Below are 22,754 nucleotides of genomic sequence, written 5' to 3'. Positions count from 1 at the left end.
AGATATGGAAATAAATTTGGTCAGCGATACAATTACTAAGCCTAACTATGAAATGTTGCAGTACATGTTTAATGCCGAAGTGGGTGATGATGTGTACAAGCAAGATCCTACCGTTATTGAATTAGAAGATTCTATTGCACAAATTTTCGGTATGGAAGCGGGGCTTTTTTTTCCTTCTGGAACCATGGCAAATCAAACAGCTTTAAAACTACATACCCAACCTGGAGAACAAATAATTGCCGATAAATACGCTCATGTTTACCTGTATGAAGGAGGAGGAGCTTCTTTTAATAGTGGAGTTTCTTTTTGTTTGTTAGACGGTAATCGAGGAATGATCACTGCCGAGCAAGTAGCTGGAGCCATAAATGATCCCGAGTCTTATCACAGTCCGTTAACGAGTTTAGTTTGTGTAGAGAATACCACAAATAAAGGGGGAGGAGCTTGTTATGAAATTGAAGATTTAAAAAAAATAAAAGAAGTTTGCGTCGCTAACAATTTGAAATTTCATCTTGACGGTGCCCGAATTTGGAATGCATTGATTGCTAAAAAGCAAGACCCAAAGTCTTTTGGGCAACTTTTTGACACTATTTCAGTTTGCTTGTCAAAAGGGCTTGGAGCTCCAATAGGTTCTGTTTTACTTGGAGACAAAGCAACGATTCATCGTGCATTAAGAATTAGAAAAATATTAGGAGGTGGTATGCGTCAAGTGGGTTATTTGGCGGCAGCCGGACTATATGCTTTAGAACATAACATCAGTCGCCTTGCCGAAGATCATAGAAGAGCTAAAGAATTAGCAGCGGTATTGAATAAGTTGGATTGGGTCGCTTCTGTAGAACCTGTCGAAACGAATATTTTAATTTTTTCTTTGGCACCCAATTACGGGGATAAGCAATTGATTGAAAAGTTAAAACAAAAAAACATATCAATTAGTTCGATGGGACAAGGTAAGCTTAGAATGGTTACGCATCTTGACTATAGAGAAGTCATGCATACCTATGTTTTAGAAACTTTATCTAAGTTATAAATTAAAAGTGGTGAATTAGAAAATTTCAACTATTGAGACTCCTAATTCACCACTTATTTTTTTACTATTTAAACAAATTGTCCATACCTGGAATCATTGGCATATCCATTTTTGCAACAGCATCTAGTTCCGCTTCATTTACTTTAGTTGCTTTCTCGATCGCTTTATTAAGTACTAAAATCATATAATCTTCCAGTTGCTCTTTGTCTTGCAATAAGTCATCAGCAATGGTTATTGATTTTATTTTTCTGTTGGCTGTAATTGTTACTTTCAATAAACCATCAGTACTTTGTTCGTCTACTAGAACTGAATCCAAACGTTTTTTTGTTTCCTCAATTTTATTTTGGGTTTCTTTCAATTTACCCATCATTCCCATTAAATCCATTTTTCCTATTTTATAAGTTATTGAAACACGAAATTACTATATTTGAAGGAATAACCAATGTTAAATAACATGAAAAGCTTTTGTATTCTAATTCTGCTTTATGTTATTTTTGTAAAAATTTGAAAGTTCAATAAATGACAGAAAAGATACAAGCACCAATAGCAAAGAAGATTCCTACTCAATTAGAAAAGTTTGACGACATTAGAATCGATAATTATTTTTGGTTAAAGGATAGGGAAAATCCAGAAGTCATTGATTATCTTAATAAAGAAAATGAATATTATGAAGCAATGACGGCTCATACTAAGGATTTTCAAAAAGATTTATATGAAGAAATGAAAGCTAGAATTAAGGAGGATGATGAGTCGGTTCCTTATTTATACAATGGCTACTACTACATTACCCGATTTGAAAAAGGAAAAGATTATCCTATTTATTCTAGAAAAAAGGGAAGCCTTTCGGCAAATGAAGAAATAATGTTTGACTGTAATGAATTGGCGAAAGGCCACAAATACTTTCAATTAAGCGGGCTTAGCATTAGTATTGATAATAATCTGGCAGCTTATGCAGTAGATACCGTAGGAAGGAGAATTTACACATTGCATGTTAAAAACCTTACTACAGGAGAAATTTTAAAGGATAAAATCGAAAATACTACTGGAAACTCAACGTGGGCCAATGATAACCAAACTATGTTTTATACCAATCAAGATGCTAAAACCTTGCGTTCTGATAAAGTTTTAAAACATAAGTTAGGTAATGAAACTACAGATGATGAGTTAGTTTATTTTGAAGAAGACGATACTTTTGATGTCGCGGTTGGAAAGGAAAAATCAAAAAAATATATTTTAATAAGCTCTTCAAGTACTTTAACAACGGAGTTTAGAACTTTATTAGCCGATAATCCTAACGGAAAATTTAAGGTTTTCCAAAAAAGAGTCCGCGGACTGGAATATAGTATTTCGTATTACGGAGGTAGTTTTTATATTGTTACCAATAAAGATAAAGCAACTAATTTTAAGCTAATGAAAACGCCTGAAAAGGCAACCAATAGAAAAAATTGGGAAGAAGTAATCATGCACCGCGAGGATGTTTTGCTAGAAGATATTGATATTTTTAGAGATTTTCTTGTAGTTTCTGAGCGTAGTAATGGTTTGAACAGAATCCGTATTATGCCATGGAATGGAGACACGGAGTATTTTTTACCATTCGAAAGTGAAACCTATACGGCTTATACTACTGCTAATATTGATTTTGATACTGATATTCTTCGTTATGGCTATCAATCTATGGCAACACCGTCATCAGTGATTGATTTCAATATGAAAACCAAAGAAAAAGAAGTTAAAAAAGAGCAAGAGGTTTTAGGGGGACAATTTGATAAAAACAATTACCACGAAGAAAGAGTTTGGGCTACGGCCAAAGATGGTACCAAAGTGCCTATTTCGATGGTGTACAAAAAAGACCTGAAGAAAGATGGTACAAACCCCTTGTTATTATATGCTTATGGTTCATATGGACACTCCATGGACGCTTATTTCTCTTCAACAAGACTTTCGCTACTGGACAGAGGATTTGTTTATGCGATTGCACATATTAGAGGGGGAGAGGATTTAGGGAGACCTTGGTATGAAGGAGGAAAATTAGCCAAAAAGAAAAATACATTTACTGATTTTATAGATTGCTCAAAATATGTAATCGAGCATCAATACACATCTGCAAAACATTTATATGCTGAGGGAGGTTCTGCAGGAGGATTGTTAATGGGAGCGATTATTAATATGGCACCACAACTGTATAATGGTGTTATTGCTCAAGTGCCTTTTGTGGATGTAGTGACCACAATGCTAGATGATTCTATTCCATTGACAACAGGAGAATATGACGAATGGGGAAATCCTAATGTTAAAAAGTATTATAAATATATGAAGTCGTACTCGCCATATGATAACTTAAAAGAGAAAAAATATCCTAATATTTATGTTTCTACAGGTCTTCATGACTCTCAAGTGCAGTACTGGGAGCCTGCAAAATGGGTGGCTAAGATGCGAACATTAAAAAAAGATGATACGGTTTTATACTTAGATACTAATATGGATGCTGGTCACGGAGGTGCTTCAGGTAGGTTTGAAGCACTTAAAGAATTAGCTAAAGAATTTAGTTTTTTATTAGATTTAGAGAAAATTAAAAAGTAATTCGAAATTTTTTGTTAAATTTGCAACGTTTCGAGGTTGAATAAAATTGCCCTTGATTAACTATTTTTTTATGAAAGAAGAAATAAACGCTTATAATAATGTTTTAGAATTAATAGGTAACACACCACTTATTAAGCTAAATAAAGTCACCGAAAAGTTAGAAGGAAATTTCTATGCTAAGGTAGAAGCTTTTAATCCGGGACATTCCTCAAAAGATAGAATCGCATTATACATTATTGAAGAGGCTGAGAAAAAAGGAATTTTATCCCCAGGAGATACTATTATCGAAACAACATCAGGTAATACTGGTTTTAGTTTAGCAATGGTAAGTATCATTAAAGGGTACAATTGCATTCTTGCCGTAAGTTCAAAATCATCAAAAGATAAAATCGACATGCTTCGCAGTTTAGGAGCAAAAGTTTATGTATGTCCAGCTCACGTATCAGCAGATGACGAACGCTCTTATTATAATGTTGCCAAAAGATTACATGAAGAAACGAAAGGATCTGTATATATCAATCAATACTTCAATCAATTGAATATTGATGCCCATTATAAATCAACTGGACCAGAAATATGGAAGCAAACAAATGGAAAGATTACCCATCTTGTTGCTTGTAGTGGTACCGGTGGTACTATTTCAGGAACTGCAAAATATTTAAAAGAACAAAACCCTAATATTAAAGTGCTTGGAGTAGATGCTTTTGGTTCTGTATTGAAAAAATACCATGAAACAAGAGAATTTGATAACGACGAGATTTATCCATATAGAATAGAAGGTCTAGGTAAAAACTTAATTCCATCGGCTACCGATTTTGACATGATCGATAAGTTCATGAAAGTAACTGATGAAGAGAGTGCTCATACCGCAAGAGAAATCACTCGTAAAGAAGGATTGTTTGTAGGGTATACTTCAGGAGCTGTGATGCAAGCCATCAAGCAATATGCTGAAGAAGGAGAATTTGATGCAAACAGTAATGTAATAGCAATCTTCCCAGATCACGGTTCTCGTTACATGAGTAAAGTGTTTAGCGACGACTGGATGAATGAACAAGGATTCTTTGACAGTGTCAATGAAGAAGAAGTTCAAAAAATAGAAATGATAAAATAAGTTTATTATTATAAATTTTAAAAGTCCCATCTGCTTTTGCAAATGGGACTTTTTTATGGAATAGAATTGGCAATAATTATTTTATTTAGTCAAGCAATTCAGGATTGCTAAGAATTAATTCTATCTTTTTAATTATGATTGTAATTTGGTTCATTTGTAATTCTATATTTCTAAAAAAGAGACTAATATCTCTATTGACCCAACTTTCAGAAATTACTCTTGAACCCAAACTAATTCTTAAAACGGCACTTGCAATATCATTTGTATATTTTACATTAACCGCTTGGCCGATATGACATTTTTGGGCAGCAAGCCGAATGATTTCTATAGAAGAATCTTCAAATTGATCCGATAAATCAGAGTTTAATAAAGTATACATTTTTTTTACTTTATCAACAGATAAGGCTTCATTATCTTTAAAAATAAAGAAAGGAAAAATGGTACGGATATTTCTTATTCCAAATTCTTTACTATTATAACTATTTGTTTTGGCTTCGTCGGCATAAATAGGTTCTAAAAAACCTGCGTCTTTTATGGAGTCTTCAACAAAATTACAAAACATTTCAACACCCATATTTCGGTATAAAATGGGGGTTTTGTAATATCTATCCATTTCAACTATGGCAGCATTCCAGCGCATATAAGACCCGTAATTATAACCATCTGACAATTCATTGGAGCAGAACCATGAAGCAGGCCAATCAGAATGATTGTAATATTGGGTTAAACCTGCGGGTAATGAGGTTTTTACAGAATGAATTAATTTATTGACATTTTTAGGTAGAATTAATGCGCCACAATAGGGAGGACCGGTAAAGAATTTACTCCCTGTAATAGTTACAATATATCCTTTGTTTAGGTAATTTTGTATGTCTTTTGGATCTAGTCTTAACTGTGAACCATCTACAATAATCTGAATTGATAAATCTTCAAGTGTATTTAGCTTTTTAATTAATTGGTCACTAGGAGCTTGATAGCCTAATTTAGATTGATCCATAGTATGCAACACAACATGTCTGCCTAAATCTTTAGTTTTAGAAACAGCATTAAATACTTCTTCGTCTAATTGCTTAGCCGATTTTAACGCGCCATTTTCATCTCTAAAAGGGATTTTAATTACATCGACATCTCTAAATCCTTCAATTTTATCCCCTTTTTTAATTGGATAATTAAGCGCTGTTGTGTTTTCAAAATGACATCCTTTCAAGGCCGAAGCCACACCACTACCTGTTTCATCAGAGGCTACCAAAATATGTGTAATTTCTTTATCAGAAATAATTTGTGTTATAGCCGCTATTTGAAGAGAGGAATCTGTACCTGATGGGGAAAAAATTATTTCACATTCTTCATTTAGTTTAAATATTTTTCGAAGATTATTTTTTAACAATTCCGAAAACTCGATAGTTGTTTCTTTAAAACCGTTTTTCAAGCTATTTCTAATTAAAATACTTCGCACTTTATCTGTTTTGTCAAAAGCAAAATTGGAAACGCTTGAAGCTGTTGATGAGGCAAATGTAAATGCATCCGGTCTGGGGAATGGGCGACAACCATATTTGTTTAACAAATGAATTTCGTCAATATTCAATCTAAGATCACCTCCAGCCATCAATAAATATTCGGTAGGTCTTGCTAGATTTTCAACAATAGGTTTCCAAGATGAATTAACTTCTGTATTTGGATTTTTTAAGCCGTGAAAAGACTGTAGCTCTTCGTTTTTTATGGTAGATACCGTACATAAATCGGCATCATTTTTAATTAAGTTAATTAAGAGATAATCAAGGTCTTCTAATTTTTCCTTATCGTCTTTTGGGAGTAAATTATAAAATATTCGAATCACTTCAAGTGCTGCTATATCACATAAAACAGCATCTTTTTTTTCGTTATTCAACGCTTTGTACCAGAGCTGCCATTCAATACCATAGCGTAAATAAACTAAAGCTAAAACGGGCTTGTCTAGGTAGGACGAACCAATTATAATTGATTTATTGGGTACAATTTTAAAAATAGTAGGGGCACTAGTAGAGGTAATAATATTGATGTTATTTACCTTTGGTACGGTATTAAATCTTTTTAAAATACGAACCAAATAGTTTACATTTTCCTTTTCAAATAAACTTGTTCTATTATATTGATTTTCAATTAGAATGTTGTTTGTCATAGATGTTATAATTTAAAACGTTCCTTAGAACGATATTCTTTATTAGGAATAGTTGTACGATTCATTTATTTTAATCAGCAGCTATATCCTTTGGAAAATCATTGTAAATAAATGACTTTTCCTTGTGTATTATTTGTGTTAATTTTTAACGACTTAACTTTCAAACGATTAATTTCTAAATGGTTTAAAAAACCTTTAGTTTTATGGGCTTCGCATAGATCAAAAGTCAGACAAATATAATGAACTTGCATTTATCAAAAAAAATATAAAAAACTACTCGTTTACTAACGTTCCTTACTTTAATTTATGCGTATTTGATCGGTTGTATTTATGAAACAAATAGTTAGGTAATATACCAATTATAAACACTAATTATTCAATATTATTTTTATTAATTCAGGACCTGAGAAAAAGCAATAAGTACAATAGAAACTAAGGCAAAAAATAAACCGATATAATTTTTTGTATTCAATTTTTCTTTAAATATTAAAATACCTACCACGCTTCCTATGATAATTACGCCCATATTCATAGCCGCAAAAACAGTCGATGGATTTTTGGCGAAAGCCTGATGTGCTTTAAGATAAAATAAAATATTCCCAAAATTAAACAGTCCTACAAGCGTTCCAAAAAGTATATTGTTACTTTTAAATGGCACTTTTTTTAAAGCTATTTCGTAAAGTGCTACTGCCAAAATTAAAAGGAGCGAAATACCAAATACAATAAATAATGAAGTTGTAAAAGGAAGGCTTGTCGCCAAAGCGATTTGTTTGAATAAGATGTCAATAGCACCAAACCCAACTAATACGACTGCTGGATAAATCCATTTATTGTTAGCGTTATCTGTTTTTTTAGAAAGAATCAATAACAAAGCGGGTAGGGCAATCATGAAAGCAACCAATTTAAGGCTGTTAAACTCTTCGTTAAATAATAACCAAGCTGCCAGTATAGGAATGAAGAGTGAAAGACGTTGTGCAGCATCTGTTTTTACAATTCCCATATGCTTGATGGAAGCTGCTAAAAATAGGAATATAGTGGGCAATAAAATCCCCAACGGAATATAAATCTCCCACGGTATCGACGCATCAATTAAGCTTAAATCTGGACTAAAAAAGAAATAACAAAGTATTAGTGCGAAAACATAATTCCAAGCTACGATTTGTGTCGTACTAATGGTATATTTTCGAGCAACTTTAAAGATAACGCCTACTGTAACGCTACATAATATACTTAAAAGAAGAAATAACATTCGAATCGATTTTAAAATTTTCAATAATTTCAAACAAAAAACTCCAGCCGAAGCTAGAGTTTTATCTATTATAAGAAAGAAGTATTATGCTTCTTCCATTGTATGATACACGTTCATTACATCATCATCTTCTTCCATTTTTTCAATCAATTTTTCTACATCAGCCATTTCAGCTTCAGTTAGTTTTTTAGTGATTTGCGGAATTCTTTCAAATCCAGAAGAAAGGATTTCTAAATTACGATTTTCCAATTCTTTTTGAATAGTTCCAAAGCTTGTAAAAGGAGCGTAGATTAAAATTCCATCTTCGTCTTCAAAAACTTCTTCGGCACCAAAATCAATTAATTCTAATTCTAATTCTTCAGCATCCAATCCTTCAGCAGGAATTCGGAAGTTGCACGTATGGTCAAACATAAATTCTACTGAACCTTGTGTTCCCATTGTACCGTTGCATTTGTTAAAATAACTTCTAACATTGGCAACTGTTCTATTATTATTATCTGTAGCAGTTTCTACTAATATTGCAATTCCATGTGGTGCGTACCCTTCAAATAGAACTTCTTTATAGTTGGCAGTATCTTTATCGGTTGCTTTTTTGATAGCACGTTCTACATTTTCTTTAGGCATATTAGCTGCCTTTGAATTTTGAATAACGGCTCTTAATCTTGAGTTAGCTTCAGGATTTGGTCCACCTTCCTTAACGGCCATTACAATATCTTTTCCAATTCTGGTAAATGCTTTAGCCATTGCTGACCAACGTTTCATTTTTCTACCTTTTCTGAATTCAAACGCTCTTCCCATTTCTAATTTATTATTTTGAACTGCAAAAATACAGTTATTCCTTATTTTACCAAAATCATAGTATCTTCTTTTCAATAAATTAAGGTAATTAGTGCTTTTTTAATTTCTTTTCAAAGAATTTGCGTCATCAAGTATCGATATTGCCTCATTTAAATAGTGATTTGTTTTCAAATTTTCCAATTGAAATTTGTTATTCTCGTTCTCGTTTGGATAAAGGGTTAATAGAAAATTATTTATATTGGAATTGTAAATGTTTAATCCGTTATTTCGGGTTTCAAAAGAGTTTATAAGTTCCCATAATTGACTTATAATAGTTTGTTCTTTGAATATGGCATCGATAGTTATTGGTACAGCCGATTTAGGTTTTTCAAGGAGTTCTTCAATTTTTTTATTGATTTGAATTACTTCATTCAAAGTCGGGTTTACTGCAATTCTATTTTTACTGTTTTCCACTATTTTTGACACCGCTTTAGTAGACATATAGGGTAAAAAATAAATAGTACTTGCAATACTGTCATTTTTTAAGGCAGTGGGGCTATTGCTCTCTTTTTGAGTAATAGTTTCATAAATTGCAGGTAGTTTTATATTTGGAATTACACCAATTCCTTGATGGCTTTTCCCGTTTATTCGGTAAAACTTATTAATGGTTATTTTTACAAAGTTTTCATCATCATTATTTTCTAGAGGAAAAATAGATTGCATAGTTGCTTTTCCTACTGAAGTACTTCCCACTAATATTGCCCTATTGTAATCCTGAAGTATTGAAGAAAAAAATTCACTTGCTGAAGCTGAATTTCCGTTTATAAGCACCACGATCGGTTCTTTATAAATCATTCCTTTGTAGGGGTCGTTAATAACCGTTCGGTCTTGGTTATTGTTAACTACAATAGAAATCGGACCAGAATCAATGAACATTCCTGCCAATTTTATGGCTTCTTCCATCGAGCCACCACCATTATCGGTTAAATCGATAATTAACCCTTTTATATTGTCTTTTTGTAATTTAAGTACTTCCATGGCAGTGTCTTCGGCACAACCTTTTCCATTATTTCCTTCCAGATCACCATAAAAACTTGGAATCTTTACATAACCGTATTTCTTATTGTTGTTTTCTATGACAAAGCTGTAAACTGAATTCCCCTCATCTTTAATTAGTTGTTTCTCTACGACCACATCAAATGACTTGCCTGAATTCCGTCTTAAGGTTAACATGATTTGTTTATTAGAATCGGATAAAATCATATTGGATATAGACTCCAGTGTAGCGCAGGAAACCTGCAGGGTATCTTTAAGGTTTGAAATGGAAACAATTTGATCTCCTTTTTTTATTTTACCAGTTTTAAAGGCAGGACCATTGGCATCTAGATCTTGTACAATAATTTCATTTCGTTTATTTAAATTCACATTCATTCCCAGTGAAAGGTGTTCTTTTGATAAAGAAGCTACAAAACTAGATTTTGAATCATTACTGAAATAAGCAGTGTGTGGATCAAAATAGGAACAAAAAATGGTAAAAAGAGCTTCTTGATAATTAATTTCATTTTGAAGGATGGCATTTATTTTACAAAGTTCATTTTCTATGATTCTGTTTTTTGTTTCTTTTTCTAATGAAGTGAAATGTAAATTTAAGGAGTCTCTGTTTTCATTTGCAGCGGCGATATCTTCAAGAATTTCGTATCGCACTTTTTTCTTCAAAACTTTTTCTACATCTATTTGCTGCATGTAGATTGGAAATATTTTTTTGTAAAACCGAATAGTATCTTTCTGTTCATAATCAATATTTTCCAATTTCATTTTTTCTAAAATCGACTGATTTCGTAAGAGATCTCCTTTATAAACAGAAATAATGTCTGTCAAAAAGCTACAGTTTTTATTTTTTATAAAATCATCAATATTTAAACGGTACTTTTTAGCAAGTAAATCGTATTCGGATTTTAAGAAAACATTTCTGGAATTGTCGAGATTGTCAATGAAAGTATCAAAAACAAAAACCGATAGACTGTCGTCTACCGGTTTAGGCTGAATATGTTTGTTTTGTATAAGTGTGTTTATTTTAGAAAGTATCTCACATGTTTTAACCTCATTTTGAGCAAGTGCTAAAAACGGAAACAGGAAAAATACGATTAAAATTTTATTCATAAAAAAAGAAAGCGTTTTGGTTATTATAAAATTACATAAAGCAACTTTAAATTCGCTGTTTTTTATGATTTATAACCGCCAATTTTAAAATTAGCGGTTAAATAGCTATTTTATTTCTTGTAGAATGGCAATTTTACCACTTTCGCAGGAACATCATTTTTTCTGATGCGAATATAGATGTCGTTATCCAATGCGCTGTTAGCTACAGTTACATAACCTAGACCAATTCCTTTGTTCATTGATGGAGACATTGTTCCTGAAGTTACAATCCCAATTACAGCTCCAGTTCCGTCTACGATTTCGTAGTCATGTCTTGGTACTGCACGTTCTTGCATTTCAAAAGCAACTAATTTTCTAGTAACACCTTCTTCTTTTTGTTTTTTCAAGTTTTCAGAATTCGTAAACTCTTTTGTGAATTTAGTAATCCATCCTAATCCAGCTTCAAGTGGAGAAGTGGTGTCGCTAATGTCATTCCCGTACAAACAGAAACCCATTTCAAGACGCAACGTATCTCTTGCCGCTAAACCAATTGGTTTGATTCCAAAAGCCGCTCCAGCTTCAAAAACTTTATTCCATATTTGTTCCACTTCAGTATTTTTGCAGTAAATCTCAAAACCTCCTGAACCAGTGTAACCCGTTGCAGAGATAATCACATTGTCAATTCCAGCAAAATCAGCCACTTCAAAATGGTAATATTTTATGGCAGCCAAATCTATTGAAGACAAAGATTGCATTGCTTCAACTGCTTTTGGTCCTTGAATCGCTAATAAGGAATAGTCTTCAGAAATGTTTTTCATGTCCACTCCCAAATCATTATGAGATGAAATCCAGTTCCAGTCTTTTTCAATATTCGAAGCATTTACAACCAATAGATACTGTTCTTCTTTCATTTTATAGATAATCAAATCATCTACAACACCACCTTTATCGTTTGGTAAACAAGAATATTGTGCTCTTCCTATTGTCAATACAGAAGCATCATTTGAAGTCACTTTTTGGATCAAAGCCAAAGCATTTGGACCCGAAAGCAAGAATTCCCCCATGTGCGAAACATCAAAAACACCCACAGCATTTCTAACTGTTTCATGTTCAGCATTCACCCCTTCATATAAAATAGGCATATTGTATCCAGCAAACGGAAGCATTTTTGCTCCCAAACTTTCGTGTATGTGCGTAAGCGCAGTATTTTTCATTGTGTGTGTATATAAAATTTGAAGTCGCTAAATTATTGAAAAATTATCATATTAAAGGCATTAAATATGTAAATTCAATACTATTTAGGAGCTATATCCAGCTTTGCACTGCAATCTTTTTATTTTTAAAGAAAAAATAAAAAGGATTTCCATTTCAATCTGGGCTAGGGGATTTCGTTTCCCTATTAATTTTGTATTTTTAAACAAATAATTCAAAAATGAAACAGCCCATTTCTATTCATAAAGCCGAAATCATACAACGTTACAAACCCATTGATTCTCAAACGCACAAGGGGATTCAGGGGCACGCATTAATTATTGCAGGAAGTTATGGAAAGATAGGAGCAGCCGTACTGGCTTCCAGAGCTTGTCTTAAATCGGGTTGCGGACTCGTAACGTCCTATGTTCCTGAATGTGGTTATGAAATTCTGCAAATTTCAAATCCCGAAGTCATGACGCTTACCGATGAAAGCGAGAAATATATTTCCAACATTACATTCAACATAAAACCACAAGCGATTGCTATAGGTCCAGGTTTAGGACAAGAAACAGAAACTCAAAAAGCATTTCTTAATTTTCTAAAAACCAACAAAATTCCGCTAGTAATCGATGCCGATGCCTTAAATATTTTGTCAAAAAATAAAGATTTGCTGAAATTATTACAACCAAAAACTATCCTAACGCCACATCCCAAAGAACTAGAACGACTAATAGGAAAATGGACTTCAGACGAAGATAAATTCGATAAAACGATTACTTTTTCTAAACAATACAATGTCGTTATTGTAATGAAAGGCGCGCCAACGCATATTATTGATGGGGATACGGTTTACGAAAACACAACTGGAAATGCCGCTTTGGCAACAGCGGGAAGTGGTGATGCACTCACTGGAATAATTACTAGTTTACTGGCTCAATCGTATGAACCTATTGACGCTGCAATTCTCGGCGTTTACCTTCACGGTTTGATCGCGGATATTGCTTTGCCTGAAACGGGCTATCAATCCTTTATCGCTTCGGATATTATTAAGTATTTAGGAAAAGCATTTTTGAGTTTAGAAAAAAACAAATAATTTAATCGCTATTAACATGAAAAAATGGAAACTACTAATTGTTCTATTTATTTTTATTTCCTGTTCTCCAAAAGACAGAATTATGGAGGGGGATTTAGCCTTTAAATCCGTTGAAGTATTTAATTATTATAATCTGGATCAAAAGAATATTAATAAATGGGAAAATATTTTGGATAGTATACGTCAAATAAAAGATCCTAGTAGAAATGATTTAGATCTTTTAGAATATTTTGATAATTTAAAAAAATATAAAGTCATTGATTCTCCTTGGGTCAGGGTAATGTTTAATGATTCTGTTAAGATAGTATATTTTGATGAGGCAGATTATAAATTGCTAAAGCCTTATGTTTCTCATGATTTAGTGAATAATAATAGGAAAGTGACATTAAAAATGAATATAGAAGTAAGAGATGAGTCTATTTATTATTGCAAGCAACTTCTATCGATAAAAAAAAGCAAAGGGAAAACCTATACTAGTAAGTAGTAGGATTTTTAATGCTTCCAGTTAAACTCACTTAACTTATTTGTAAGTTTGTACTTCAGTAAAACCCGAATATGAAAACCAACTTCAATCTTCGAACCGTAAATGTTACGCGGTACATCACTCCTTTGCGGGAAGGCGGTTCCTTGCCTGCTTTGGCGGAAGCCGATGATGATTTCAAATACGTACTTAAATTTAAAGGTGCTGGTCATGGTGTAAAAGCCTTAATCGCCGAATTGATTGGTGGTGAAATCGCACGTGCATTGGGTATTAAAATGCCAGAACTTGTCTTTGCTAATCTCGATGAAGCCTTTGGACGAACAGAGGCCGATGAGGAAATTCAGGATTTATTACAAGGAAGTCAGGGGATGAATCTAGCACTGCATTTTTTATCGGGAGCGATTAATTTCGATCCTGTTGTAACCGTTGTTGATCCCGTTTTGGCTTCGCAAATTGTATGGCTGGATGCTTACATTACTAATGTGGACCGAACGTTTAGAAACACCAATATGTTGATTTGGCATAAAGAATTATGGCTTATTGATCATGGCGCAAGTTTGTATTTTCATCATTCTTGGACAAATTGGGAGAATCATGCTCAAAGTCCGTTTGCCTTGATCAAAGACCACGTATTATTGCCTCAAGCATCCGCATTAACTGAAACGGATACCGCTTTCAAAAAACTATTAACTCCAGAAATTCTTCAGGAGATTGTTAGCCTAATCCCAGAGGATTGGTTGCAATGGGAAGACGTAGAAGCCACACCTGCCGAATTGAGAAATGTATATTTACAGTTCCTATTGACCCGCTTAAATCATTCAGAAATTTTTATAAAGGAAGCACAAAATGCAAGAGAAAAACTTATATGAGTATGCTGTAATTCGGGTTGTACCTAGGGTAGAGCGCGAAGAATTCCTGAATGTAGGGGTTATTCTATTTTGCAAAAAAGCCAAATTTATAAAAGTAATTCATGCTTTAAACGTTGAAAGAGTTCTTTCTTTTTCGACAGAAGCTGATGTAGAACAAATCCAAATGAACTTATCTGCTTTCGAAAAAGTAGCACACGGTACAAAAGATGGTGGGTCAATAGCAGTAATGGATATTCCGTCTCGTTTTCGTTGGTTAACGGCCTTGCGCAGTTCCGTAATTCAAACTTCAAGACCCCATCCAGGATTGTGTGACGATTTAGAAAAAACCATTCAACGCTTGTTTGAAGAGTTAGTGCTGTAAATTTCAAAGAAATAAATCGTCCATCAACTGGCGTTTATTATCCATTTTATACTGTTTATTGCTGTCGCATCTTTGCTAAGTCAAAATTGACAACCAATTTAAACAAAAATAAAATGACAACATTTACAGTTCCAACTAGAGAACAAGTAGCCCCAGCAAACCAAGACATTTTTGACAATCTACAAAAAGCATTGGGTTTTGTACCAAATTTATACGCTACTATCGCGCATTCTACTAACGGATTATCTCGTTTTTTGGCTTATCAAAATGCAAAAACTTCTTTGAATAATAAAGAAAAAGAAGCAGTGAATTTAATAGTAAGCCAAGTCAATGGATGTGTTTACTGCCAAAGTGCCCATCTGGTTTTAGGTAAAATGAATGGGTTCTCGGATGACCAATTGTTAGACATTCGTAAAGGTAAAAGTACGGATACCAAATTAAATGCTTTAGTACAACTTTCAGCAGAGATAGCTGCAAACAAAGGAAATGCAAGCACAGAAGCAGTAGATGGATTTTTTGCACAGGGCTATACTAATGAAAATTTAGTAGATTTGATTTTGCTTGTAAGCGATAAAACGGCGATGAATTTTTTGCATAATTTAACTCAAGTTCCTGTAGATTTTCCTCTGGCTCCTGCGTTATAAAAATAGTATATTCTGTAAGATACTACAGAAGGAATATGGTTATAAAATTGAATTTAGAAAAGTAAAAACTAATTAACGAGGTTAGTTTTTACTTTTCTATTTTTGAAATAAATAAGAAAAATGAAACAGATTACGACTATTATTGCTATTTCGGGAAGTTTGAAATCAACTTCAGCAAATAGTAATATTTTAAGGGAAATAGCTAAAATTGCTCCAGAAAATGTTATTCTAAATATAGTTGATGGATTGGATCAATTGCCTCATTTTAACCCTGAAATAACCGAAGGAATACCCACAGTTACCTATTTTAGAAACCAAATTAAAGCGGCTGATGGCATTATATTCTCTACCCCCGAATATGCTTTTGGTATTCCCGGAGTATTAAAGAACGCTTTAGATTGGCTCGTTTCTTCAGGAGAATTGAATGATAAACCAGTTGCTGCAATCAGTGTATCTCCCATGCAAATGGGTGGCGACAAGGCATTAGCATCGTTGTTATTAACGCTTTCGGCCTTGGGGACTAATACACCCCAAAAAGCGACTTTGACTATTGGAACCATCAAAAGTAAAATGAATGAAATAGGGGTAGTTACAAATCCTAGTACGCTTCAAGAATTAAATGGAGTTCTTGTCTCTTTGTTAGAGAGCATACATCCTAAATAAACCAAGTTTTTCATTATGTTCTGAGCTTAAATTAATGCTGATAATCTCAGCTATGATTCACTAATTTGTTGTTTTTGGATTGGGTTTTTAGTTATATTTTATTTTCTTGAAATAGCCTTTCTAATTGTTCAAGACAAGTTGTAATGCCTTGCTCAAAACCCATTTCAATCATAGTTTCCACTTCTTTTTCAGTGTTATAGAACATTTTGAATTCTACCAAAGTACCTGAATCACTTGGATTAAAAATAATAGATCCAGTTGAAACGGGTAGGGAAGTGTTTAAATTCCCCTCTTCATCACAAAAACCATCTTTAATTTCCAAACTTTCGTATGGTTTTATTGCAGTATAATCCATTCGACTCCAGTGCTTTTCGTTTTTGGGGCCTACCATCGCATACAACCAATAGCCACCAACGGTAAAGCTTATGGATTTGGTCTCGGCTTTCCATGGTTGTGGTCCCCACCATTTTTCCAAGTATTCACTTTCGGTATAAGCACGCCAAACTTTATCACGAGGAGCTTTAAAGACTCTGGATACCAAGATAGATTTCTCTTTTAAATCTTTTATAACGAGTGTTTTGCTATTGTTTGCCATTTGATTTTAATAGTATTAAATGAATAGTTTATAATCTTGAAAATGAAGTGTTAATTTAGCTTAATTTTTTCTCTAAAACCATAAACTCCAAAGGTTTTTCAGAGATTGAAATATGAACATCACTGCTAGGGAAAGGATCTCTTTCTCCAGTATCTGCATAACCATGACGCTGGTACCATGCTATTAATTCAGTTCTAACAGATATGACAGTCATTACAATTTTTGGTAATCCCAAGGCCAAAGCTTGCTTTTCAGCTTCTTTTAAAAGTTGTTTTCCAATACCACTATTTTGCAGGTTAGGCGAAACCGTTAACATTCCTAAATATAGTTTTTGCGCTTTTTCAATCAGTAATACAGAACCTATTATTTGGTCGTTCTCCGTAAATTTAAGAATCGTATTTTTAGCATCAGCCATGATTTCCGTAAGTTCCGCTTCGGTAGTTCTGAGTCCTTCTAGAATGTTGGCTTCGGTGGTCCATCCTTTTTTAGAAGAAGCACCACGGTAAGCTGAATTGATTAATGTATTTAAGTGAGAAACATCTTTTAAGCTTGCTTTTGTAATCATGATATTCAAGATATTCTAAAATGGGATTGATCATACAAATTTAGATAAAAAGTACAATAAAAAAGAGTTTCAAGGAATTTCTTATTGAAGACCAAAACTTATTTGGGCGTCACCCCAAATCGGACTGATTGTATGCTGTGAGAATGCATCTTCCGCTTTGAGGTCGGGCTTTTGGCTTTATCTTTATTTTTTTGAAAGGAAAAAATAAAGGATAGCGCCGCAATCCCTTACGCTTTAATTTGGTGTGATTTAGGAGATTATAATGTACCAAATAAGAAGGTAATGACACTACACCATTTCTTTTGTGTTTAATGTATTGCCATTTTTTTTGCTATTTACGCTGTAGTATTCTACAGTAATATCCTTTGCTACTACTGCCAATATATCTTTAGTAGCCGATAATTGACTGCATTTATTGTTTTTGGCTTCAACTAAAATAGCCCGATAAATATTGTTGTATGAATCTCCGTTCATGATTAACAAAACGATTGCCGCTTCTAAAGGTGACATACTTGGATTGTAAGCGGCATTTTCTGCATAGGAACCTACATAAGCACCATAATTTGTAGCTATACAAACACCAGAATAATCACATGTATATGGAGAGTAGGATGTATTGGCAGCATTAAAGGCTGCAATTACAAATGGATCTGCATGAACGGGAATCATTTGTAAATTATTATTTTGTGCCAACATTAATCGGGTAGTAACCCCTAGGTCCTGTGGACCAAATGCTTGTGGAAGTAAATTAGACAAGGAATTACTCTCATTATTAATTAAAATGGTAATATCTTTTGTTGAAGGACAATTTGTAATTTCATACAAAAACTGGCGACAATACCCACATGGAGCAGCAGAAATAGCAAGATAGTCGATACCTGTTTCCCCATAACTTATAGCGTGCGCTATAGATGCTTGTTCAGCATGAACGGTAAAAGACAATGCCTGATCTTGAAATTCAATATTAGCACCAAAATAAATAGCTCCAGAAATTCCATGTGCAACAGCACCCACTTTAAAACCTGATATAGGGGACATGGCGAACTTAGTGGCATAGGGTACTAAATAATTCATTAATTCCTGCAAATTTAGGTGCAAACTTTGCATCAGGGACTGTACTTGCTGTGGAGATAAATACCCTCCATCTGTAGAATTGTTCATGTAACTTAAAACCTTGTGTTGCTTTTCATCAGTTTTTGATAAATGAATATCTGACAAATCGATTTTTTTACCCTGTACTTTCATAACATTTGCTTTAGTTTCTACTCCTTTGGCTTTTCTAATGGAACCTTTTTTTGAGAATGTACTAGACTCGTCTTTATTTTAGAATTGAGATGTAATTTCTGAGTTCTAATAAAAGGACCATTTATTGTTCTTACTTTTTAATCTAGCTGAATAGTAATAGATTAGAATGTTTTATTTATCAAATTTCTATAAAAAATAATATTTTTTATAACGTATAAATACCTGTTTTTTATAAGCCTATTTTTTTTAAATAAAATACAGACAATTGATAAAAACACTCAAAGCAAACTATTAGTAAATATAGTTAGGGTATTAATAATTAAAACACTGATAATCAGTAGTTTTTAAATATTTAAATGATTTTTTCGTTATCTTTAATATAGAAAAATAGCAACAATTAAATTATTTAAGACATGAAAAATTTAAATATTATTTGGGTAATAGTATTGGCATGTGCAATCAATGCTACGCCTGCAATAGGGCAATCAAAAGCCAAAAAGAATAGAATTATTGCCGACAGTAATGCAGCAAAAGTAGAGTTCATTAAAAGTGATCCGCTAATGAAAGGGCTTTTTGACAAAGCAACTGGTTATGTCATTTTCCCTAATGTGGGTAAAGGAGGGTTTGGTATTGGTGGTGCTGCTGGTAATGGAACGGTATATGAACACAATAAGATTGTTGGTCTGGCCAAATTATCACAACTAAGCATCGGTTTTCAAGCAGGGGGACAAGCGTACCGAGAGGTTATATTTTTTGAATCCAAAAATGAACTGGAAAGATTCAAAGACAGCCGATTTGAGTTTGCAGCCCAAGCCTCAGCTGTAGCGGTAACTGCAGGCGCATCAGCAAACGTAAAATATACTGATGGCGTCATGGTATTCACCATGCAAAAAGGGGGACTCATGTATGAAGCTTCTATTGGTGGTCAAAAGTTTAATTTTAATAAACTCTAATGATTTTTAGAAGTAGTTGATTAGGCTTCTACTCACTTTTGAACATAAATAAATCAAGTCATAAAAAAGCGACTAACTCATTGTAAGTTAATCGCTTTTTTATGTTGTATTCGTTTAAATATAGAGTAATTCAATACTTGTTCTGAATGTTGAACTCCTATTATCTAGTTTTTATTCAATAAAACATCAGCATGCACTGCCACTTCGCTCCATGTTTTACTTATCCCGTCTTTACCTGTATGCAAGGCTTCACATGCTTTGTTGATAGATGCAACTGCTGCAAGTCCATCCCAGTTTTCTAAATTCATCACTCCATCAAAAGCCAAGCTTGTATCGCTATTTTCAGTGAATTTTAAAGGGATGTTGGCTGTCTTTCCATTCAATGTCACATCGATAGAACAATTGTTTTCACCAGTAACTTTAAACTCACCTGAAATAAGTTCCGTGTTTTTCATTACTCCAAAAAAGAATTTTAAAATCTTAGGATCTCTTGTTCCTGTAGCATCATTGGTAAATAAACTGCTTACTGGAATACTAAATTTAGTCCCGTTTAAAGCTTCAAATGCTGTTTTTCCTTGACCAGAATTGGTTAATGTTATTTCTTTAAATTTCCCTCTCACAGCTACTTTATCGGTTGTTTTGTAAGCGGTAAAACTCACTTTTGTAGAATCATTAATTAGACTGTAGTTAGCTTCAGTGGTCTGAGCTTCTGGAGTTGATTCTTCATTACTTTTTTTAGTATCCTTACAGCTAATAGTTGTAATCAGAATCATTCCTAGAGCAATCAGTTTTAAGTTTTTCATTTTGATTTACTTTTTTAATGTTTACTGTAAAATTAAACATTATAAAATGGAGCAGTGGTGTTATTATAAAATGATAGTGTTAAATCTTACAAAAGAGAATGTTAATATCTGTTAATTGAAAATATCTTCTGGGATACGAACTCTTTAAAAGGAGCGATTTTTATCAGTGAGAAGTGGTGAAAGTTTATTTTTTCTATTTTACTCATTGTTAAAAGCTTCAAATCCTACTTTTGAAAACCGCTATTCCATTTTCTTTTTAGTGTCCGCCAAAGAATCCCAACATGCTATCCAATGCATTTTCTGAATGCATTAGTTCGCCATTTTCAAGTGATTCTTTTGCAATAATTACTGCTCTTTTTTGCATCGCATTTTCATAGAAAGCTAGCGCTTCTTGGATGCTATTGTATTTATTAGTAGTTAAAAATTCACTCAATTCCAATGCATCGAGCATCGCCATATTCACTCCCTCGCCTGCAAAAGGAGGCATCACATGCGCAGCATCACCAATTAGTGTTACATTTGGGAGTGTATTCCAATTTTGGTCAAATGGGATACAAAATATTGGTCGCGGGATTAATGGTGTTGCACTTTTTTCAATTAACTCATACCAAATACTATCCCAGTCACCATATTCTCTTTTAAACCAGTCTAACAATTGTGCTTTATTTGTAAAGTCCAAGCCACTTGTAGCTCCCCAATTTTCATTGGTCTTAAAACTGATGTAAAAACCAATTTCACCATTTTCTTTTTGGCCTAATAAAATGTCTTTTTTGTTGCCAAAAGCCATTACTTTTCCGCCACGAAGTAAGTTTGATATTTGTGGAGCAATTTTTTTGGCATTATAAATTGTTCCTTCAAGCATGGTTATTCCTGAATAAAATGGAGCAACCTCAGTTAGATACGGACGTATTTTGGAATTGGCTCCATCAGCAGCAATGACCAAATCAGCATATGCTGAGGTTCCATTTTTAAAATGCATCAACCAACCTTCGTTTTGTTGTTCCATTGAAACAAAATGGCAGTTCCAAATCACGGTTTCCGATTCTAAGGAATCCAATAGTATCTTTCTTAATGCACCACGACCTATTTCTGGGCGAAAATTTATGTTGTCAAAATTTTCATCTGGTTTTGTCTCATGGTTGCTGTAAAATACTTGGGCTTGTTCATTTACAATCAGCATTTTATCGGCGCCAGCAAGAAAATTTTCTTTAAACTCGGTGAGTAAATTAGCAGAACGTAGCGCTGCCAAACCTGATTCATCATGCAAATCTAGTGGTGATCCTTGCACACGAGCAGCTGTATTTAAATCTCTTTCATACACTTTTACATTGGCGCCTTTCAACTGTAAAAGTCTTGCCAGTGTAAGACCACCTGGCCCACCGCCAACTATGGCAATTTTTTTATTTTGTATTAACATGTTTTTGTCTCTAAAAATTATTTTACAAAATTATTTTGAAGAGAGTGTTGATAATAGTATAAATCGGTCGTTTTTATTTTTAAATAATTCTTTGGGTACCACACCCGAAAATTTTTTGATTTCTTTTATAAAATGAGTTTGGTCTGCAAAGTTCATTTCGGGGAATAGTTTCCCTTTAGCAATATGGTCTAGTGATGCTCTGAATCGTAATATTTTACAAAAGGCATTTAATGAAAGCCCAAATTGATGATTGAAATACCGATTAATTTGACGGCTACTCCAACCAATTTTTTCGCTAAATTCTTTTACAGTAATAGCTCCATTTGTGACATAAATTAGTTCGAATAATTTTTGTTTGCGTGCATCAATTGTTTCAGGTAAAAGAGAATAAATTTTTTTTGATGCTTTTTTGCAAAAACGATCAAAGTCTTTCAAATCATCTGAATCGAAATCCCAATAATCGTTTGGTAAATGTTTCCCACTATTAAGAATATCAGCAACTGGTTCATGAAATAAGTACTCTACAGCAAGTAATTTAAAGCTAACGGCAAATAGCAATCCATGAGCAGGAATTGTGGCATGATCGTGTCGCTGAGTACCTACGCCAAGAAGTGAGATGCGAAAAGAAGTTGTAGCCGACTCAAAAAGCGATAAATCAATGCGTCCATCGGGTAATCCAATAGTTTCTTTATTGCTGTCTGTTCGATTGTGAAGGCACCAAAAACTTTCTACATAATCCGATAGTGCTTTGTCTGGTTGGATTTGTATGTATTCAAAGTCATTGTTCATTTTATCTTTCTATTAGAGTGATATGACGATTTAAAATGAAATCT

General features: G+C 33.5%; 22 protein-coding genes. 10 read left to right on the top strand and 12 right to left on the bottom strand.

The window, feature by feature from the left end:
- Positions 1-4: 4 nt before the first annotated feature.
- A complete protein-coding gene (locus tag AB3G34_RS08625) occupies positions 5-1,024 on the top strand; it encodes a low specificity L-threonine aldolase (protein WP_369752154.1) in 1,020 nt (339 codons plus the stop codon).
- 64 nt (positions 1,025-1,088) lie between these two features.
- Here AB3G34_RS08625 and AB3G34_RS08620 read toward each other — a convergent pair whose 3' ends face one another.
- Positions 1,089-1,409, bottom strand: a complete 321-nt coding sequence (locus AB3G34_RS08620; RefSeq protein WP_367753977.1) for a YbaB/EbfC family nucleoid-associated protein — start codon at positions 1,407-1,409, stop codon at positions 1,089-1,091.
- A gap of 134 nt (positions 1,410-1,543) precedes the next feature.
- Between AB3G34_RS08620 and AB3G34_RS08615 the strand changes: the two genes are divergently transcribed.
- Complete coding sequence (locus AB3G34_RS08615; protein WP_369752153.1) at positions 1,544-3,604, top strand: S9 family peptidase; 2,061 nt, start codon at positions 1,544-1,546, stop codon at positions 3,602-3,604.
- A 70-nt stretch (positions 3,605-3,674) separates the two neighbouring features.
- Positions 3,675-4,715 carry a PLP-dependent cysteine synthase family protein gene (locus AB3G34_RS08610; RefSeq protein WP_367753975.1) on the top strand — a complete coding sequence of 347 codons (1,041 nt, stop codon included), beginning with the start codon at positions 3,675-3,677 and terminating at the stop codon, positions 4,713-4,715.
- Between the two features lie 85 nt (positions 4,716-4,800).
- Here AB3G34_RS08610 and AB3G34_RS08605 read toward each other — a convergent pair whose 3' ends face one another.
- The 5 genes from AB3G34_RS08605 to gcvT all read right to left on the bottom strand — a co-directional run bounded on the left by AB3G34_RS08605 (position 4,801) and on the right by gcvT (position 12,252).
- Positions 4,801-6,873 (bottom strand): hypothetical protein, encoded by a 2,073-nt coding sequence (locus AB3G34_RS08605; protein WP_367770807.1) that lies wholly within the window; start codon positions 6,871-6,873, stop codon positions 4,801-4,803.
- A gap of 391 nt (positions 6,874-7,264) precedes the next feature.
- Positions 7,265-8,122, bottom strand: a complete 858-nt coding sequence (locus tag AB3G34_RS08600; RefSeq protein ID WP_369752152.1) for an EamA/RhaT family transporter — start codon at positions 8,120-8,122, stop codon at positions 7,265-7,267.
- Between the two features lie 84 nt (positions 8,123-8,206).
- Positions 8,207-8,920 carry a YebC/PmpR family DNA-binding transcriptional regulator gene (locus tag AB3G34_RS08595; protein WP_367774160.1) on the bottom strand — a complete coding sequence of 238 codons (714 nt, stop codon included), beginning with the start codon at positions 8,918-8,920 and terminating at the stop codon, positions 8,207-8,209.
- A gap of 99 nt (positions 8,921-9,019) precedes the next feature.
- Positions 9,020-11,059 carry a carboxy terminal-processing peptidase gene (locus AB3G34_RS08590; protein ID WP_369752151.1) on the bottom strand — a complete coding sequence of 680 codons (2,040 nt, stop codon included), beginning with the start codon at positions 11,057-11,059 and terminating at the stop codon, positions 9,020-9,022.
- Positions 11,060-11,169: 110 nt separating this feature from the next.
- Positions 11,170-12,252 carry a glycine cleavage system aminomethyltransferase GcvT gene (gene gcvT / locus AB3G34_RS08585; RefSeq protein WP_369752150.1) on the bottom strand — a complete coding sequence of 361 codons (1,083 nt, stop codon included), beginning with the start codon at positions 12,250-12,252 and terminating at the stop codon, positions 11,170-11,172.
- A gap of 218 nt (positions 12,253-12,470) precedes the next feature.
- Here gcvT and AB3G34_RS08580 point away from each other — a divergent pair, with 218 nt between their 5' ends.
- From AB3G34_RS08580 to AB3G34_RS08555, 6 genes are all read left to right on the top strand, one after another.
- Entirely contained in the window at positions 12,471-13,325 is an 855-nt protein-coding gene (locus AB3G34_RS08580) for an NAD(P)H-hydrate dehydratase (protein ID WP_367770796.1), read from the top strand.
- 16 nt (positions 13,326-13,341) lie between these two features.
- Entirely contained in the window at positions 13,342-13,809 is a 468-nt protein-coding gene (locus AB3G34_RS08575; RefSeq protein ID WP_369752149.1) for a hypothetical protein, read from the top strand.
- 71 nt (positions 13,810-13,880) lie between these two features.
- Positions 13,881-14,675 carry a HipA family kinase gene (locus AB3G34_RS08570; protein ID WP_367770790.1) on the top strand — a complete coding sequence of 265 codons (795 nt, stop codon included), beginning with the start codon at positions 13,881-13,883 and terminating at the stop codon, positions 14,673-14,675.
- On the top strand, positions 14,653-15,036 hold the full coding sequence (locus AB3G34_RS08565) for a DUF3037 domain-containing protein (RefSeq protein WP_367753959.1): 384 nt from the start codon (positions 14,653-14,655) through the stop codon (positions 15,034-15,036). Before AB3G34_RS08570 ends, AB3G34_RS08565 begins: the two co-directional genes overlap by 23 nt.
- Positions 15,037-15,149: 113 nt before the next feature.
- The gene (locus tag AB3G34_RS08560) at positions 15,150-15,680 is read left to right on the top strand and encodes a carboxymuconolactone decarboxylase family protein (RefSeq protein ID WP_367753957.1); all 531 of its coding nucleotides are present in this window, start codon (positions 15,150-15,152) and stop codon (positions 15,678-15,680) included.
- A gap of 120 nt (positions 15,681-15,800) precedes the next feature.
- Positions 15,801-16,343, top strand: a complete 543-nt coding sequence (locus tag AB3G34_RS08555; RefSeq protein ID WP_367770784.1) for an NADPH-dependent FMN reductase — start codon at positions 15,801-15,803, stop codon at positions 16,341-16,343.
- 91 nt (positions 16,344-16,434) lie between these two features.
- Here the strand turns inward: AB3G34_RS08555 and AB3G34_RS08550 are convergent, their stop codons facing one another.
- The 3 genes from AB3G34_RS08550 to cdd all read right to left on the bottom strand — a co-directional run bounded on the left by AB3G34_RS08550 (position 16,435) and on the right by cdd (position 18,748).
- Positions 16,435-16,938: an SRPBCC domain-containing protein gene (locus AB3G34_RS08550; protein ID WP_369752147.1), complete on the bottom strand. Its 504-nt coding sequence runs from the start codon at positions 16,936-16,938 to the stop codon at positions 16,435-16,437.
- Between the two features lie 55 nt (positions 16,939-16,993).
- On the bottom strand, positions 16,994-17,503 hold the full coding sequence (locus tag AB3G34_RS08545) for a GNAT family N-acetyltransferase (RefSeq protein ID WP_367770779.1): 510 nt from the start codon (positions 17,501-17,503) through the stop codon (positions 16,994-16,996).
- 288 nt (positions 17,504-17,791) lie between these two features.
- The gene (cdd, locus tag AB3G34_RS08540) at positions 17,792-18,748 is read right to left on the bottom strand and encodes a cytidine deaminase (protein ID WP_369752146.1); all 957 of its coding nucleotides are present in this window, start codon (positions 18,746-18,748) and stop codon (positions 17,792-17,794) included.
- Positions 18,749-19,161: 413 nt separating this feature from the next.
- Between cdd and AB3G34_RS08535 the strand changes: the two genes are divergently transcribed.
- Entirely contained in the window at positions 19,162-19,701 is a 540-nt protein-coding gene (locus AB3G34_RS08535; RefSeq protein WP_367753947.1) for a YSC84-related protein, read from the top strand.
- Between the two features lie 164 nt (positions 19,702-19,865).
- On the opposite strand, the gene AB3G34_RS08530 is transcribed toward AB3G34_RS08535, so the two are convergent.
- The 3 genes from AB3G34_RS08530 to AB3G34_RS08520 form a co-directional block, all read right to left on the bottom strand.
- Positions 19,866-20,504 carry a hypothetical protein gene (locus tag AB3G34_RS08530; protein WP_369752145.1) on the bottom strand — a complete coding sequence of 213 codons (639 nt, stop codon included), beginning with the start codon at positions 20,502-20,504 and terminating at the stop codon, positions 19,866-19,868.
- Positions 20,505-20,760: 256 nt separating this feature from the next.
- Positions 20,761-21,921 (bottom strand): FAD-dependent oxidoreductase, encoded by a 1,161-nt coding sequence (locus AB3G34_RS08525; protein WP_369752144.1) that lies wholly within the window; start codon positions 21,919-21,921, stop codon positions 20,761-20,763.
- A 30-nt stretch (positions 21,922-21,951) separates the two neighbouring features.
- The gene (locus AB3G34_RS08520) at positions 21,952-22,710 is read right to left on the bottom strand and encodes a helix-turn-helix domain-containing protein (RefSeq protein WP_369752143.1); all 759 of its coding nucleotides are present in this window, start codon (positions 22,708-22,710) and stop codon (positions 21,952-21,954) included.
- Positions 22,711-22,754 lie beyond the last annotated feature (44 nt).

Origin of the sequence: Flavobacterium sp. WC2409, assembly GCF_041200085.1 — a bacterium.
GTDB lineage: Bacteria > Bacteroidota > Bacteroidia > Flavobacteriales > Flavobacteriaceae > Flavobacterium.
The sequence above is the reverse complement of the archived record's forward strand: the minus strand, read 5'-3'. Positions and strand labels throughout refer to the sequence as shown.

Bases quoted from the DNA above. Each gene is read 5' to 3' on its own strand.
- AB3G34_RS08600 (WP_369752152.1), bottom strand. From the start codon at position 8,122: ATGTTATTTCTTCTTTTAAGTATATTATGTAGCGTTACAGTAGGCGTT.
- AB3G34_RS08620 (WP_367753977.1), bottom strand. From the start codon at position 1,409: ATGGATTTAATGGGAATGATGGGTAAATTGAAAGAAACCCAAAATAAA.
- AB3G34_RS08625 (WP_369752154.1), top strand. From the start codon at position 5: ATGGAAATAAATTTGGTCAGCGATACAATTACTAAGCCTAACTATGAA.
- AB3G34_RS08530 (WP_369752145.1), bottom strand. From the start codon at position 20,504: ATGAAAAACTTAAAACTGATTGCTCTAGGAATGATTCTGATTACAACT.
- AB3G34_RS08580 (WP_367770796.1), top strand. From the start codon at position 12,471: ATGAAACAGCCCATTTCTATTCATAAAGCCGAAATCATACAACGTTAC.
- AB3G34_RS08525 (WP_369752144.1), bottom strand. From the start codon at position 21,921: ATGTTAATACAAAATAAAAAAATTGCCATAGTTGGCGGTGGGCCAGGT.
- AB3G34_RS08560 (WP_367753957.1), top strand. From the start codon at position 15,150: ATGACAACATTTACAGTTCCAACTAGAGAACAAGTAGCCCCAGCAAAC.
- AB3G34_RS08595 (WP_367774160.1), bottom strand. From the start codon at position 8,920: ATGGGAAGAGCGTTTGAATTCAGAAAAGGTAGAAAAATGAAACGTTGG.
- AB3G34_RS08545 (WP_367770779.1), bottom strand. From the start codon at position 17,503: ATGATTACAAAAGCAAGCTTAAAAGATGTTTCTCACTTAAATACATTA.
- AB3G34_RS08520 (WP_369752143.1), bottom strand. From the start codon at position 22,710: ATGAACAATGACTTTGAATACATACAAATCCAACCAGACAAAGCACTA.
- AB3G34_RS08615 (WP_369752153.1), top strand. From the start codon at position 1,544: ATGACAGAAAAGATACAAGCACCAATAGCAAAGAAGATTCCTACTCAA.
- AB3G34_RS08575 (WP_369752149.1), top strand. From the start codon at position 13,342: ATGAAAAAATGGAAACTACTAATTGTTCTATTTATTTTTATTTCCTGT.
- gcvT (WP_369752150.1), bottom strand. From the start codon at position 12,252: ATGAAAAATACTGCGCTTACGCACATACACGAAAGTTTGGGAGCAAAA.
- AB3G34_RS08570 (WP_367770790.1), top strand. From the start codon at position 13,881: ATGAAAACCAACTTCAATCTTCGAACCGTAAATGTTACGCGGTACATC.
- AB3G34_RS08565 (WP_367753959.1), top strand. From the start codon at position 14,653: ATGCAAGAGAAAAACTTATATGAGTATGCTGTAATTCGGGTTGTACCT.
- AB3G34_RS08555 (WP_367770784.1), top strand. From the start codon at position 15,801: ATGAAACAGATTACGACTATTATTGCTATTTCGGGAAGTTTGAAATCA.
- AB3G34_RS08550 (WP_369752147.1), bottom strand. From the start codon at position 16,938: ATGGCAAACAATAGCAAAACACTCGTTATAAAAGATTTAAAAGAGAAA.
- AB3G34_RS08605 (WP_367770807.1), bottom strand. From the start codon at position 6,873: ATGACAAACAACATTCTAATTGAAAATCAATATAATAGAACAAGTTTA.
- AB3G34_RS08590 (WP_369752151.1), bottom strand. From the start codon at position 11,059: ATGAATAAAATTTTAATCGTATTTTTCCTGTTTCCGTTTTTAGCACTT.
- cdd (WP_369752146.1), bottom strand. From the start codon at position 18,748: ATGAAAGTACAGGGTAAAAAAATCGATTTGTCAGATATTCATTTATCA.
- AB3G34_RS08610 (WP_367753975.1), top strand. From the start codon at position 3,675: ATGAAAGAAGAAATAAACGCTTATAATAATGTTTTAGAATTAATAGGT.
- AB3G34_RS08535 (WP_367753947.1), top strand. From the start codon at position 19,162: ATGAAAAATTTAAATATTATTTGGGTAATAGTATTGGCATGTGCAATC.